Here is a 13255-nt window from a genome sequence, read left to right as displayed (position 1 = left end):
TTATATCAGAACATCATGTTTTTACAACAAGTAAAATGATAACGTTTACTTGTAAAGAGAATTCGTTATAAATACGTAAAAATAGCCCGTATGGATGAAATGATTTCTAATTCACCAGATTGAATGGGCGGGGCTGCTTGTGCATGTAAAGTAGCATAAGACGTAACTTCCCGTGGTAATTGGGCAGATTCTTCAACGAATGAGAGGGGAACAGGATTAATATTTAGATTATATGTACTCGCAATAGCACGAGCTTTTTCTACTGCCTGGTGCAGAGCTTGAATGAGAGCCTTCTCATAATATTTATTTGGATGAGATACTCGGAAACGTAAACCTTTTGCTACATTTGCGCCATTTGATACGGCTATATCATATACTTCCCCAGCTTTTTGTACATTTAAAACGGTAATTTCATACAAATGCTCCACACGGTATCCTTGGAGCAATGCTTTATCATTTACATATTCGTATTGAGGAGTGATCGTATAAGAAATCGTTTCTATATCTTTATCGGCAATACCAAGCTGTTTAAGTGCATCCAGTAATTGTTTTGATTGTACTGCATTTTCTTCCTGCGCTTGTTTTACATTTTTACTATCAGTTCGAATGCCAAGCGTTAATATAACAACGTTTGGTTTTGCTTTGACAACGCCTTCGCCTTGTACAGTAATAGTAGCTTCTTTACCAGTATTAGCTGTGCGTACGTTGTGTAAATAAGGATTTATTCCACCCTGCATTTTCCATCACCATCCTTTTTATATGTATATGTGTGAACAAAAAAGAAATTTATATGAAAAAAGTTACATAAATGAGAATGTTGAGGAAAGAAATCATATACAATATAGGTATTTATAGATTATAATATGTGTAAATATGATAAAAAAGGGACGAGGCTATTGAACGAAAAAAGAGAAACGCTGATTTTAGATTTATCTGCATCATTTCGAAAAATGATACGTTTATTACAAAATGATATTAATACACGTTTTGCAGAACATATGCCATATAATGAATTTTCTGTATTACGTGCGTTATTTTTAAACAGTCCACAGATGGCTTCGCAAATTGCGAGTGAAGTAAACGTAACCTCCAGTCATATTACAGCTGTTACAGATCGACTTGTACGAAAAGGATTAGTAGAAAGAAAACGTTCTAATTCAGATCGTCGTATCGTGTACTTAGAAATTACAGAGCACGGAAGAGAAGTAACTGAAAAACTTGAAGCTGTGCGTAAAGAATATTATAAAGAGAGATTTAAAGGTTGGAGCGACCAAGAAATAGAAATGGTCTTAGAACTATTTGGCCGCGTATTATAATAAATGAGGATAGGAAGCGAAAGCATTCCTATCCTTTTTCTTTTGAATAAAAATATTTTGAAACTCCGATACTTTAATTAAAAGATCGGAGGAAAGATTATGAAATATATTGCTGCACTTACCATTTTATTTGGTAGTTTTTTCTATTTTAAAACATTCACGTACGCAGATACGCCTATCCAAGTGGTGCGAAAAGAAGTGAAGTACATTGAAACTGATAATACAGTTTTATATTCGAAATTATGGGTTCGTTCTATGCAAAACGCAGTATTATTTCACCATAGCGATAATATTCGTAATCGGGACACATTACGTAATGTAACAAGTTCATCGTTTGTTAAAGCGAAGCAACTATCTTTTCAGAAAGCAGCACTTTATATACCGAGACTATCGCAATACGTATCAAAAATAGGGAAAGAAAACATTCAAGTGTACTACATTGCGATTCACTATAATGTGAAAAAAGAAAATGCATATCAATTAGATGGTATGAACTATTTTCTACAAGTATTTGTAAAAGAGCGTGGGGAATGGAAAATTGCCGAAAGTGTAGTTGCACCGACAGAGCAAATTGTGCAAAATGGTGATGGATTTGGGATGAAAGAAGAGATGGTGTATGGGGATAGGAGAGAGAATGTGAAATAACCTCCTCTTTAAGAGGAGGTTATTTCACACGCCAAGAAAATTTAAATTTTAATAAGCGAGATAATAGTAGGTAGACTATCGTACTGGTTCCTATAAAACCAATATAATAATTTAAGATAGAATGACTTCCTCCCGTTGCCATTCCTCCAAACATTCCAATAAAGATTACACAACATATCATACATAGTGTTTTGAGTTTCGGATATAATAGAAAATTCCCATTTTGTTCATTAGGTGATCTTGTATATAAGTACATTCCTAAAGGTAATAGAATAAGTACATTTGCGATTGGGCCGATAAGTTTTGTTGCTGAGGGAATATACGTAAAATTAGGTTCATCATGACGTACGCCTTGTTCATCAGTATAAGCACGTTGAGGATCGTAATTAAAATTAATATTGAATCCGCGAACTGGCGCTAAAATACTCACTTTTTCTATTACTGAACCATAACGATCTACATTCTCCTCCGTATAGACGGGATGATTAGAAATAAGTCCAACCGTATGAATAGAAATAGCTCCGGCAATTAGAGTCGGCAAAATAAAAGGGAATCCAAGTATAGCAACACTGAAGAATCCTTGTGAAATCATATTACCAGCAATTGTTCCTATGCATAATGCAAGTGTATATATAGCAATTAAGATGATAACCATGTATAAGAAATAGGTATGAAATGGTGAAAATATTTGATACTTATTATGAAAAGTTGCCTTTTTCATAATAGCAAAAAGTCCCCAATTCAATATAACGATAGCTAAAATATTACACACACCAAAAAGCCATTTCGTCATGAAGAGATGTTTCCGTTTAAATGGCATAGACCATAGAATGTCACTTGATTGATTTTGACGCTCCCATCCAATAAGGATGCAGGCTAATGCAATAAGGAGTCCTCCTTGAACCATGATAGCATCGGGAAGTGAAAGTTGATAATAGTATCGGTATATATATTTCCATTCATTATGTTCATGAAAATATTTTAATTGCTCGGCAGATGCTAAGTAGTATTTATAGGATAGTACATAAAAACTTACTAACCAAAATAGCCAAACAATATATTTACTTTGCTTGTAGGTATGCATCCATAATACTTTTTGAAACATAGGATCTCTCCTTTAAAAAACTTTATAGTTTGTAAGACGTGATAATATAAAATAAGTGACGATTCCAAATAAAAAGAACCCAACATAGTAACTAAATAATAAATCAAAACGCTTCAACATTTGCCCACCTATTAATGCAAAATAAAAGGTAGTACACGACATCCAGAGTGAGTTGTATTTTGGAAAAAGGAAAATTTTCTTATTATGTTCATTAGGTGACCTTGCATAGAGAAACATCCCAATAAGCAAACTGAAAATTGTATAGAAGATAGGAACAAGTATTATTTTTGCAGAGTAATAACTATGAAAAGTGGGTCCCCTTTGTATTACTTTTCCATGATCTTCATCTGATTGGGCAGTAGGGTGGTAATTATAACTAATTGAAAAGTCTAATATAGCGCTTGAAATGTTGGTCTTTTTATTGAATTCATAAATGTTTTCGAAATTCGTATAACTTTTATTCCCCTGTATTGCCTCAGCATGAGCTGTAAAGAATAGGAGTAAGAGTGAAAAGATTCCCATTCCCATGATGCAAAAAGTAATGCTAAAGATGCTTTGTGAAATAATACTGCCAGTAAATGTACCAATACATAAAGAGACAGTATAGATCGCTATATATGTGAAAATTGCATACAGGAAATATCGATGAAACGGTTCGAAAGATTGATATTCAAAGTGAATCGTAGATTTATAAATAAAATACATAAGACCCCAATTGATTAGAAGTGATAGTACAATGAAAAATCCACCGAAAACCCACTTCGATAAGAACATATCACGTCTTTTAAATGGAAATGTCATAAGTGAATCTCCACTTTGATTACTTCGCTCCCAACCAATCAATATACAGGATAGGATAATTGTAATAATACCTAACCAAAAGCTATTAGAAGAATAAAAAGAATAATGATAGTAGAACTTTTCTTCACCTATTTTTTCTGGATGGAGAAAGAGAGACTGTTGAGTTTCTGCTGCTTGATAGTATTCGAAAGATAAAAAATAAAGCGAACTAAAGAAAAACAGTAACGCAGCATATTTCCCGCGCTCCCAATTCCACATCCACAACGCTTTATGAAACATACCCATCCTCCTCCAGTGTCGTAACGAAGACATCTTCAAGTGACATTGTTAGTTCTTCAATGAGTATAGGTTGCTCTTTATAAAACTTCTCCAGTGTTGTAGCTACATTTCCCTCAATTAAGATTGTATATACTTTTCCCGTTTGGTTTAATATTTTAATATTGCTTAAGTTTTCTAGTTTTTGAGGTAATGAGCGTTCATAGGCTACTTGGATTTTAGCAAATTGTGATTTTGCATCGTCTAGTGATGTAATAGAAGATACAGTATGTCCTTTTAAAATAATGATTGTATCTGCAATTTGTTCAACTTCATCTAAATGATGGGTAGATATGAAAATGGTAATCTCTTTTTCTGCAACTTCTCCAACGAGAAACTGTAAAATCTGTCTTTTAACGATAGGATCAAGTCCGTTTGTTGGTTCATCTAAAATAATATATTCTGCCTGTGCAGCAACAGCTAAAATGATGGCAAGCAGTGCTTTCATTCCTTTTGAATAACTACGAATTCGTTTGTTTGGTAAATTGAAACGTTCTAGTAGTTCGTAGAAATATGGTTCATCAAATGCTGTATAAACTGCTTTATAAAACTTCACGATTTCTTTTACTGTATAACCGTTCAGTATGTTAGTAGAATCCGGAACATATACGATTTTTTGTTTCGTTTCAGGATTTTTATGAATGTCGATATCCTCATATGTAACAGTTCCCTCATCTGGGTCTAAAATACCGACTATCGTTCGTAATAAAGTTGTTTTCCCCGCACCATTTCTTCCAAGTAATCCGACGATACTACCTTTTTGTAATGTGAAAGAAACATCGTCTAAAATTGTTTGATTATCAATTGTTTTCTTCAAGCTTGTCACTTTCAACATCCGTATTTTCTCCAATCTCTTTATAGTATGAATCTATCCAATCATGAATTTTATCTTTCGTAATACCAAGATAAGAGGCTTCTAATAGTAATTGATGAAATTGCTTTTCAACCATAGCGATTTTCCTTTCGTCTAATGTTGGGGTAATCGATTGGGATACAAATGTTCCTTTTCCTCGTAACGTTTCAATAATTCCTTGTCGCTCTAACTCTTGATACGCTTTACTCACTGTATTTGGATTTATAACGAGTAAAGAAGCGAGCTCGCGTACAGAAGGAAGTTTATCACTTGGAGCCAACATGTTTTTCAATACGAGTTCTTTTATATTTTGAACAATTTGTTCCCATATCGGAGTGTTGCTTCTTGGGTCAAGTTGAATATGCAAGAGCAATGTCTCCTTCCTCATATGTATTAAGTGTACTACTGTATGTAATACACTTAATACAATATAGGGGACGAATGTATTTGTCAAATGAAAATAATAGAAAAAATTGGTATTAAAAAAAGAGAAATTGGAAAAAATAGGTCTGATATAGAATGGAGGGTTAGTCATGAAGCGAGTTTTTGGAATACTTGTTTGTTTCATGTTATTGCTTTCTGGAACTTCAGTGAGTTTTGCGCAATCTGAGAAAACGAAGCAGGAGAAAACAGAAGAAACAACGCCGAAGTTAGCGGAACAAGCGTCGTCAGCAATCGTAATTGAGCAAGATACAGGTAAAGTTTTATTTGATAAAAACCCAAATGAAAAATTACCACCTGCTAGTATGACAAAGATTATGACAATGCTTTTAATTATGGAACAAGTTGAAAAAGGAAAACTAAAACTGACCGATAAAGTTAGAGCGAGCGAACATGCAGCTTCAATGGGTGGATCGCAAATCTTTTTAGAACCTGGGGAAGAGATGACTGTAAATGAGATGTTAAAGGGTATTGCAATTGCATCTGGAAATGACGCATCTGTTGCAGTAGCTGAGCATATCGCAGGTTCAGAAGAAGGATTTGTAAATATGATGAACAAAAAGGCGAAAGATCTAGGGTTGAAAAATACACATTTTCAAAACCCAACAGGTCTTCCGGCCAAAGACCATTATTCGACAGCAAATGATATGGCTATAATGGCGAGAGAATTGATGAAGTATCCACTTATTCGTAAATACACAGGTAAGTACGAAGATTATTTACGTGAAGATACGGATAAAAAGTTTTGGCTCGTTAATACGAATAAGCTAGTACGTTTTTATCCTGGCGTAGATGGAGTAAAAACAGGTTTTACGACAGAAGCGAAATATTGTTTAACAGCATCGGCTCAAAAAAATGGCATGCGTGTCATTTCAGTTGTCATGGGAGCACCAACATCAAAAGAACGGAACAACGAAGTGACGAAGCTTCTTGACTATGCATTTGGACAATATATGACAAAGAAATTGTATACGCGCGGCGAAAAAATTAAGACAGTTCAAGTAGGAAAAGGGAAAAAAGAAAAAATAGATTTAGTTGCGTCAGATAATGTTTCTCTTCTTATGAAGAAGGGCGAGAGTATGGACAAGGTAAAACAAGAAGTAATTGCTGAAAAGAAAGTAAAAGCACCGATTAAAAAAGGTGACGCGCTTGGCACACTTGTTATTAAAAAAGATAAAGATGTTTTATTAAAACAAACAATTGTAGCAAAAGAAGATGTTGCTGCAGCGAGCTGGTGGGAGTTATTTAAAAGAAGTTTTGGGATGTTTTCAACATCAAAATAGCGGCAAATAGTTTGCCGCTTTTCTATTCGTATGCCAGTGAATAATGCTGAAAGGTTTCACTTTATGACGAAATAGTTCTTCTTTTGTCAGCAGGAAGGATTCTTATTTTATATCACGAAAATCTTTATGTATGTGAATAAGTAAAGTTTGAGCATAAGGAGGAAATCGTGTGAGTCTTTCCATGCAATTAGAAGTAAAACGTGACGTCCTATGTGTGAGACTAGAGGGTGAATTAGATCATCATACGGCTGAAGAGTTGCGAACGAAAGTAACAGATATGATTGAGACACATGGTGTTCATCATATTGTTTTGAGCCTAGAGAACTTATCGTTTATGGATAGTTCTGGTCTAGGTGTTATATTAGGCCGATATAAACACGTAAAGGGATTAGGTGGAGAAATGGTTGTTTGTGCAATTTCACCGCCTGTTAAGCGTTTATTTGAAATGTCGGGCTTATTCAAAATCGTTCGCTTAGAAGAAAGTGAAGCGCACGCGCTCGCGACGTTGGGGGTGGCATAGATGAGAAATGAAATGAACCTTCAATTTTCAGCATTAAGTCAAAATGAATCATTCGCTCGCGTTACAGTGGCGGCTTTCATTGCACAACTAGATCCAACGATGGAAGAATTAACGGAGATCAAAACAGTTGTGTCAGAAGCGGTTACAAATGCAATTATTCATGGATACGAAGGAAATGCAGAAGGTATTGTTTATATTTCTGTAATTTTGGAAGAAGCAATGGTGAAACTCACGATTCGAGATGAAGGGATTGGAATCTTTAACTTAGATGAAGCGAGACAACCCCTTTTTACAACTAAACCTGAATTAGAGCGTTCCGGAATGGGATTTACTATCATGGAAAATTTTATGGATGAAGTAGAAGTTATTTCAAACGAATCTTTCGGGACAACAATCCATTTGACAAAATACTTATCAAATAGTAACGCTCTATGCAATTAAGGAGAATAGCCTATGGACATAGAGGTCAAAAATGAGAAGAAGAAACCTCAGTTAAAGGACCACGAGCTAAAAGCGTTAATTCAAAAAAGTCAAGATGGAGATCAACAGGCGAGAGATACAATCGTTCAAAGTAATATGCGTCTCGTTTGGTCGGTTGTACAGCGGTTTCTTAATCGAGGATACGAACCAGACGATCTATTTCAAATTGGATGTATTGGGCTCTTGAAATCGGTAGATAAATTTGATTTATCTTTCGACGTGAAATTTTCAACATATGCAGTTCCAATGATTATTGGAGAAATACAACGTTTTTTACGTGATGATGGATCAGTGAAAGTTAGTAGGTCTTTAAAAGAAACAGGGAACAAAATTCGAAAGATGAGAGATGAGCTTTCGAAAGAGTTCGGAAGGGCTCCAACGATTAATGAGGTGGCAGAGGCGCTAGAACTAACGCCAGAGGAAGTTGTTCTAGCACAAGAAGCGAGCCGGGCGCCTTCATCTATACATGAAACTGTATATGAAAACGACGGTGATCCAATCACTATTTTAGATCAAATTGCAGATCAATCTGAAACGAAATGGTTCGATAAAATTGCTTTAAAAGAAGCGATTAGAGAACTAGATGAACGAGAGCGCTTAATTGTATACTTGCGTTACTATAAAGATCAAACACAGTCAGAAGTAGCAGAGCGCATAGGTATTTCGCAAGTACAAGTTTCAAGACTTGAAAAGAAAATATTAAAACAGATGAAAGATCGAATAGACGAATAATTGTCTATTCGATTTTTTTATGAAGTTAATAGGAGAGAGATGTTAATTTTCGAAAAAATTAACAGAATTTATTGATAATTTAGTTAATTTAAAATATAATCCAAGTATGAACTTGTCATAAAGGGGGGAAGGAAACATGGAAACGAGGCAACAATGGGGAACGAGAGCTGGATTTATTTTCGCAGCGGTCGGATCTGCCGTTGGATTAGGAAACATATGGCGTTTTCCTTATACAGCGTATGAAAATGGCGGCGGGGCATTCTTTTTACCGTACTTATTTGCATTATTAACGACGGGTATTTCATTGTTAGCATTTGAGTTTGCTCTTGGTCATCGTCATCGTGGCTCAGCACCACTTACATTTTTCCGTATTAGCCCGCGTGCCGAATTTATTGGATGGTGGCAAATGTGCGTAACATTTATTGTTTCAACATATTATGCAGTGATTATTGCTTGGTCTATATCGTATACATACTTTGCAATTACTGGAGCATGGGGAAAAGACACGCAATCATTTTTATTTAAAGAGTACTTACATGTTGCAGATAAGCCAGGACAATTTGGAGGACTTGTACCGGAAGTATTAATTCCGTTAGCTCTCGTTTGGATTATTGTGCTTGGCGTTGCATTTAAAGGAGTTAAAAAAGGAATCGAAGTTGTTAACCGTATATTTATTCCTTTATTAGTTGTTATGTTCCTTATTATCGTCGTTCGTGCAGTGACGATGGAAGGTGCTATGCAAGGACTAGATGCATTCTTTAAACCAGATTGGAGTCGTATTTTTGATGGGAAAGTATGGCTTGCTGCTTATGGTCAAATATTCTTTAGTTTATCTTTAGCATTTGGAATTATGATTACGTATTCTAGTTATTTACCGAAAAACTCTGATACAACAAATAATGCCTTTATTACTGGATTCGCAAACTCAGGATTTGAATTATTAGCAGGTATTGGAGTCTTTGCAGCTCTTGGATTTATGGCAAATAATATGGGAGTACCGGTTGATAAAGTAGCAAGTGCTGGCGTTGGACTTGCGTTCGTAGTATTTCCGCAAATTATTAATGAGTTGCCGATGTCACCGTTGTTTGGTGTATTATTTTTCTTATCGTTAACGGTTGCTGGAATCACATCACTTATTTCACTTGCGGAAGTATGCTTTGCCGCTGTATCTGAAAAATTCAGTTTAAGTCGTGAAAAAACCATTGGAATTATGGGAACCCTTCTCGTGTTAGTTTCTCTTGTTTTTGCAACACGTGGTGGACTTATGTTCTTAGATGTTGTCGACTATTTCGCTAATAATTTCGGATTAATTACAATTGCACTTGCGGAAGTAGTTACGATAGGGCTCATTTTACGTCGTTTACCAGTTTATCAAAATCATGCAAACTTTGTATCTGATATTAAATTAGGAACGTTTTGGAGAGTGAGTTTACTCGTTATTACTCCGCTTATGTTAGGGTATATGCTAATTGATGGTACAATCCAAAATATTAAAAAGAACTATGGAGATTATCCGACTGAGTTTGTTGTAACGTATGGTTGGTCGATAGCAGCAGCATTCCTCATAGTTGCAATAATCATTGGTCTGAAAAAATGGGATGCACAAATTCATTCGGACTCTGCCAAACTTGAAAAAGAATGGAAAGATCGAGGTGTTTCATAATGAGTGGATCAGCGATTATGATGATGGTTATTGGAATCGTAGTCATTTGGGGAGGGCTTGCATTAAGTATTGCAAACTTATTTAAGAAAAAGGCATAAGTAAAAAACATCTGCACCAAAATGGTGCAGATGTTTTTTTATGAAAAAATTGTATTAGAAAAAAATTCAATAACCATACTACAACTACGAGGAAGAGTGAAGGGGTGAATGAAAGTTGGAACAAACGATTTATATTAAAATGCGCAATCGTTTAAAAGTTTCTCCTACTTATGAAGTAAAGCTGGGCGATGTTGCTCAACTTGCCGGAGATTCTTCTGTAGTTGAGTTGTTACAAAATGAGATAGTTTACAAAATAACAGCGCATGATAAGACGCATGTTGTAATTGATGTTATGAAAGTAATTGAGATTATTCAACAGAAAGCATCTCATGTACAAATTAATTTACTCGGTTCTGGACAAACTCTTGTTGAAATTATATACGAAAAAAAGAAGGCGCATCCAGTTTTTTTCGGGCTTGTATGGCTGTTACTTTTCATTGGAGCGGCCCTTGCGATCATTTATTTCCATGAAGATGTAAGTATGCAACAAGTACATCAACGGTTATATTACATGATTACTGGAGAATTTAATGCGCAACCACTTTTATTTCAAATTCCTTATTCTTTAGGTCTTGGCTTAGGGATGGTTTTATTCTTTAATCATGTATTTCAAAAGCGAATTAATGAAGAGCCAAGTCCGCTAGAAGTTGAGATGTTTCAATACCAACAGTCGCTTGATCAATATGTAATCGTTAATGAAAACAAGGATAATATGAAACAACTTGCCGATGATTGAGTCTGGATTTGTTATTTTAATTGGTTTAGCTGGAGGGATTGCGGTAGGTAGCGGGTATGTCGCATTTTTAGCTGTACTTGGTATAATCCCCCGTTTAGCTCAATTAACGAGAAGTGGAAAGCATATTCAATATTTTGAGTGGGCAGTCATTGCAGGTACTTTAACAGGGGCTTGGTGTAGTTTGAAAAACATTACATTTCAAACATCGCAATATTGGCTCGTTATATTAGGGATGTTTTGTGGCACGTTCATTGGAATGCTTGCTGCGGCATTAACAGAGGTGTTAAATGTTCTACCTATTTTAGCGAAACGAGTAGGGGTAGAGGGGAAGATTGTTGTTTTACTCATTGCTATTGTACTTGGGAAAGTAATAGGATCGTTGTTTCACTGGATTTATTTCGTAAAGTAGGAGGCAGTATATAAATGACAAGTCAGAAATTGAAGGATGATTACATAAATAAAGTGAAGGAGTATCATCCAAAGCCAAACTATTTACTAAATTGTATCAAAGCATTTCTTGTAGGTGGACTCATTTGTACAGTTGGAGAAGTATTGATGAAATTTTATATACATTATTTTCACTTCAGTGAACAAGAGGCAGGAAACCCAACTGTTGCAACGCTTGTTTTATTATCCGCGATTTTAACAGGATGTGGTGTATATGATAAAATCGGTCAATTTGCTGGAGCAGGATCAGCGGTGCCGGTGACAGGATTTGCAAATTCTATGGCGAGCGCTGCCTTAGAGCATAAGAGTGAAGGGATTGTTCTAGGGATTGCTACAAATATGTTTAAACTGGCAGGAAGTGTAATTGTATTTGGGGTTGTTGGTGCATATATCATTGGGTTAATAAGGTATACCTTTAAAGTTTTTATGTCTTAAAGGAGGGGCTAGTATGAGGTTGACCGGAAAACAAACGTGGGTATTTCAAAATGATATATATGTGAATGCAACGGGTACTGCTGTCGGTCCGAAAGAAGCTGAGGGCCCTCTTGGAAAAGATTTTGATATTTCATACGATGACTTGCATTGTGGAGAGGAAAATTGGGAGCTCGCCGAACGAAGATTAATGTCAGACTCAATTCAACAAGCAGTGCAAAAAGGGAATATAAAAACATCGCAAATTGATTTCTTTTTAGCGGGAGATTTATTAAATCAAACAGTGACAGCAAATTATGTTGCGCGTAAGTGGGGCATTCCTTTTTTAGGAATGTTTAGCGCTTGTGCGACGTCTATGGAGACTTTAGCAGTTGGCTCAGCTTTTATAGACGGTGGATTTGCAAATCGTGTCTTAGCTACAGTAAGTAGTCATAATGCAACGGCTGAAAGACAATTTCGCTATCCAACAGAGTATGGTGGGCAAAAGCCAGGGACAGCAAATTCAACTGTGACTGGTGCAGGATCTATATTAATTAGCAATGAAAAAAGTGCGATTAAAATTACGGCGGCTACAATCGGAAAAGTGCAAGATTTAGGAATCACAAATCCTTTGGATATGGGGGCAGCGATGGCTCCAGCAGCAGCTCATACAATTCAACAGCATTTTGAAGATTTAAGAAGAAGTGCCGATGATTATGATTTAATTGTTACGGGTGATTTATCAGCTGTTGGGACGCCGATTGCAAAACAACTTTTACTTGAGGAAGGTTACGATCTTGGGCATATATACAATGATTGCGGATTGATGATTTATGAATCAAGTCAAGAAGAAGTGTTTGCAGGTGGTAGTGGTTGCGCTTGTTCAGCAGTTGTCACATATGGCCATTTATTACACGAGATGCAAAAAGGGAATTTACAACGAATTTTTGTCGTTGCCACTGGCGCATTATTAAGCCCGATGATGATGCAACAGAAAGAAACGATTCCAACAATTGCACATGGTGTCGTATTTGAAAGAGTTAAAGGAGAGTGAATTGTGGATTTTATATATGCATTTCTTGTAGGTGGAGCTATTTGTGTAATTGGGCAACTATTGTTAGATTTCGCAAAGTTAACACCAGCTCATTTAATGGCAACTTTTGTAGTCATCGGAGCAATTTTAGATGGATTTGGATTGTACGATAAACTAATAAAGTTTGCAGGTGCTGGAGCAACAGTCCCTATTACAAGTTTTGGACATTCACTATTGCACGGAGCAATGCATGCAGCAGAAAAACATGGATATTTAGGAATTGGTATTGGCATGTTTAGTTTAACGTCTGCGGGCATTTCCGCAGCGATATTGTTTTCGTTTTTTATAGCACTTATATGTAAACCGAAAGGATAAA

At 35.8% G+C, this 13255-nt stretch carries 18 protein-coding genes; 13 read left to right on the top strand and 5 right to left on the bottom strand.

Annotated features, from left to right (window positions below; translation table 11 throughout):
- Window positions 1-65: 65 nt before the first annotated feature.
- A complete protein-coding gene (locus DOS87_RS22655) occupies window positions 66-737 on the bottom strand; it encodes an SIMPL domain-containing protein (protein ID WP_001161431.1) in 672 nt (223 codons plus the stop codon).
- A 159-nt stretch (window positions 738-896) separates the two neighbouring features.
- Between DOS87_RS22655 and DOS87_RS22650 the strand changes: the two genes are divergently transcribed.
- Complete coding sequence (locus DOS87_RS22650) at window positions 897-1316, top strand: MarR family winged helix-turn-helix transcriptional regulator (RefSeq protein WP_001003307.1); 420 nt, start codon at window positions 897-899, stop codon at window positions 1314-1316.
- A 99-nt stretch (window positions 1317-1415) separates the two neighbouring features.
- Complete coding sequence (locus tag DOS87_RS22645; RefSeq protein WP_000873788.1) at window positions 1416-1961, top strand: hypothetical protein; 546 nt, start codon at window positions 1416-1418, stop codon at window positions 1959-1961.
- Between the two features lie 19 nt (window positions 1962-1980).
- Here the strand turns inward: DOS87_RS22645 and DOS87_RS22640 are convergent, their stop codons facing one another.
- The 4 genes from DOS87_RS22640 to DOS87_RS22625 are packed head-to-tail and all read right to left on the bottom strand — an operon-like array spanning window position 1981 to window position 5402.
- Window positions 1981-3066, bottom strand: coding sequence for a hypothetical protein (locus DOS87_RS22640; protein WP_000487025.1), 1086 nt, complete (start codon window positions 3064-3066; stop codon window positions 1981-1983).
- Window positions 3067-3078: 12 nt separating this feature from the next.
- A complete protein-coding gene (locus DOS87_RS22635) occupies window positions 3079-4146 on the bottom strand; it encodes an ABC transporter permease (RefSeq protein WP_142330520.1) in 1068 nt (355 codons plus the stop codon).
- Entirely contained in the window at window positions 4136-5017 is an 882-nt protein-coding gene (locus DOS87_RS22630; protein WP_000922124.1) for an ABC transporter ATP-binding protein, read from the bottom strand. The genes DOS87_RS22635 and DOS87_RS22630 overlap by 11 nt, the downstream gene beginning before the upstream one ends.
- Window positions 4983-5402 (bottom strand): GntR family transcriptional regulator, encoded by a 420-nt coding sequence (locus DOS87_RS22625; RefSeq protein ID WP_000548025.1) that lies wholly within the window; start codon window positions 5400-5402, stop codon window positions 4983-4985. Before DOS87_RS22625 ends, DOS87_RS22630 begins: the two co-directional genes overlap by 35 nt.
- A 166-nt stretch (window positions 5403-5568) precedes the next feature.
- Here DOS87_RS22625 and dacF point away from each other — a divergent pair, with 166 nt between their 5' ends.
- The 11 genes from dacF (at window position 5569) to spoVAE (ending at window position 13254) form a co-directional block, all read left to right on the top strand.
- The gene (gene dacF / locus DOS87_RS22620; protein WP_000832002.1) at window positions 5569-6759 is read left to right on the top strand and encodes a serine-type D-Ala-D-Ala carboxypeptidase DacF; all 1191 of its coding nucleotides are present in this window, start codon (window positions 5569-5571) and stop codon (window positions 6757-6759) included.
- A gap of 169 nt (window positions 6760-6928) precedes the next feature.
- Window positions 6929-7279 (top strand): anti-sigma F factor antagonist, encoded by a 351-nt coding sequence (gene spoIIAA, locus DOS87_RS22615; RefSeq protein WP_000059135.1) that lies wholly within the window; start codon window positions 6929-6931, stop codon window positions 7277-7279.
- On the top strand, window positions 7280-7720 hold the full coding sequence (gene spoIIAB, locus DOS87_RS22610) for an anti-sigma F factor (RefSeq protein WP_001243398.1): 441 nt from the start codon (window positions 7280-7282) through the stop codon (window positions 7718-7720).
- 12 nt (window positions 7721-7732) lie between these two features.
- Window positions 7733-8491 carry an RNA polymerase sporulation sigma factor SigF gene (gene sigF, locus DOS87_RS22605; RefSeq protein ID WP_000350729.1) on the top strand — a complete coding sequence of 253 codons (759 nt, stop codon included), beginning with the start codon at window positions 7733-7735 and terminating at the stop codon, window positions 8489-8491.
- A 136-nt stretch (window positions 8492-8627) separates the two neighbouring features.
- Complete coding sequence (locus DOS87_RS22600; RefSeq protein WP_000450088.1) at window positions 8628-10154, top strand: sodium-dependent transporter; 1527 nt, start codon at window positions 8628-8630, stop codon at window positions 10152-10154.
- Complete coding sequence (locus DOS87_RS22595; protein ID WP_000016826.1) at window positions 10154-10252, top strand: methionine/alanine import family NSS transporter small subunit; 99 nt, start codon at window positions 10154-10156, stop codon at window positions 10250-10252. Before DOS87_RS22600 ends, DOS87_RS22595 begins: the two co-directional genes overlap by 1 nt.
- Window positions 10253-10367: 115 nt before the next feature.
- Window positions 10368-10988, top strand: coding sequence for a stage V sporulation protein AA (locus DOS87_RS22590; RefSeq protein ID WP_000438368.1), 621 nt, complete (start codon window positions 10368-10370; stop codon window positions 10986-10988).
- Window positions 10981-11397 (top strand): stage V sporulation protein SpoVAB, encoded by a 417-nt coding sequence (gene spoVAB / locus DOS87_RS22585; RefSeq protein ID WP_079245884.1) that lies wholly within the window; start codon window positions 10981-10983, stop codon window positions 11395-11397. Before DOS87_RS22590 ends, spoVAB begins: the two co-directional genes overlap by 8 nt.
- A 14-nt stretch (window positions 11398-11411) precedes the next feature.
- On the top strand, window positions 11412-11870 hold the full coding sequence (gene spoVAC, locus DOS87_RS22580) for a stage V sporulation protein AC (protein ID WP_000203809.1): 459 nt from the start codon (window positions 11412-11414) through the stop codon (window positions 11868-11870).
- Between the two features lie 13 nt (window positions 11871-11883).
- Entirely contained in the window at window positions 11884-12900 is a 1017-nt protein-coding gene (gene spoVAD / locus DOS87_RS22575; RefSeq protein WP_001241139.1) for a stage V sporulation protein AD, read from the top strand.
- Between the two features lie 3 nt (window positions 12901-12903).
- Window positions 12904-13254: a stage V sporulation protein AE gene (gene spoVAE / locus DOS87_RS22570; protein WP_000345907.1), complete on the top strand. Its 351-nt coding sequence runs from the start codon at window positions 12904-12906 to the stop codon at window positions 13252-13254.
- The last annotated feature ends 1 nt before the right edge of the window (window position 13255 follow it).

The organism is Bacillus sp. CR71 (assembly GCF_003429245.1).
GTDB classification, from domain to species: domain Bacteria; phylum Bacillota; class Bacilli; order Bacillales; family Bacillaceae_G; genus Bacillus_A; species Bacillus_A thuringiensis_S.
Note: the sequence above shows the minus strand (reverse complement) of the source record. Positions and strands in the feature narration are given on the sequence as shown.

Bases quoted from the DNA above. Each gene is read 5' to 3' on its own strand.
- spoIIAB (WP_001243398.1), top strand. From the start codon at position 7,280: ATGAGAAATGAAATGAACCTTCAATTTTCAGCATTAAGTCAAAATGAA.
- spoVAD (WP_001241139.1), top strand. From the start codon at position 11,884: ATGAGGTTGACCGGAAAACAAACGTGGGTATTTCAAAATGATATATAT.
- DOS87_RS22635 (WP_142330520.1), bottom strand. From the start codon at position 4,146: ATGTTTCATAAAGCGTTGTGGATGTGGAATTGGGAGCGCGGGAAATAT.
- dacF (WP_000832002.1), top strand. From the start codon at position 5,569: ATGAAGCGAGTTTTTGGAATACTTGTTTGTTTCATGTTATTGCTTTCT.
- DOS87_RS22640 (WP_000487025.1), bottom strand. From the start codon at position 3,066: ATGTTTCAAAAAGTATTATGGATGCATACCTACAAGCAAAGTAAATAT.
- spoVAC (WP_000203809.1), top strand. From the start codon at position 11,412: ATGACAAGTCAGAAATTGAAGGATGATTACATAAATAAAGTGAAGGAG.
- DOS87_RS22645 (WP_000873788.1), top strand. From the start codon at position 1,416: ATGAAATATATTGCTGCACTTACCATTTTATTTGGTAGTTTTTTCTAT.
- DOS87_RS22655 (WP_001161431.1), bottom strand. From the start codon at position 737: ATGCAGGGTGGAATAAATCCTTATTTACACAACGTACGCACAGCTAAT.
- spoVAB (WP_079245884.1), top strand. From the start codon at position 10,981: ATGATTGAGTCTGGATTTGTTATTTTAATTGGTTTAGCTGGAGGGATT.
- DOS87_RS22595 (WP_000016826.1), top strand. From the start codon at position 10,154: ATGAGTGGATCAGCGATTATGATGATGGTTATTGGAATCGTAGTCATT.
- sigF (WP_000350729.1), top strand. From the start codon at position 7,733: ATGGACATAGAGGTCAAAAATGAGAAGAAGAAACCTCAGTTAAAGGAC.
- DOS87_RS22600 (WP_000450088.1), top strand. From the start codon at position 8,628: ATGGAAACGAGGCAACAATGGGGAACGAGAGCTGGATTTATTTTCGCA.
- DOS87_RS22630 (WP_000922124.1), bottom strand. From the start codon at position 5,017: ATGTTGAAAGTGACAAGCTTGAAGAAAACAATTGATAATCAAACAATT.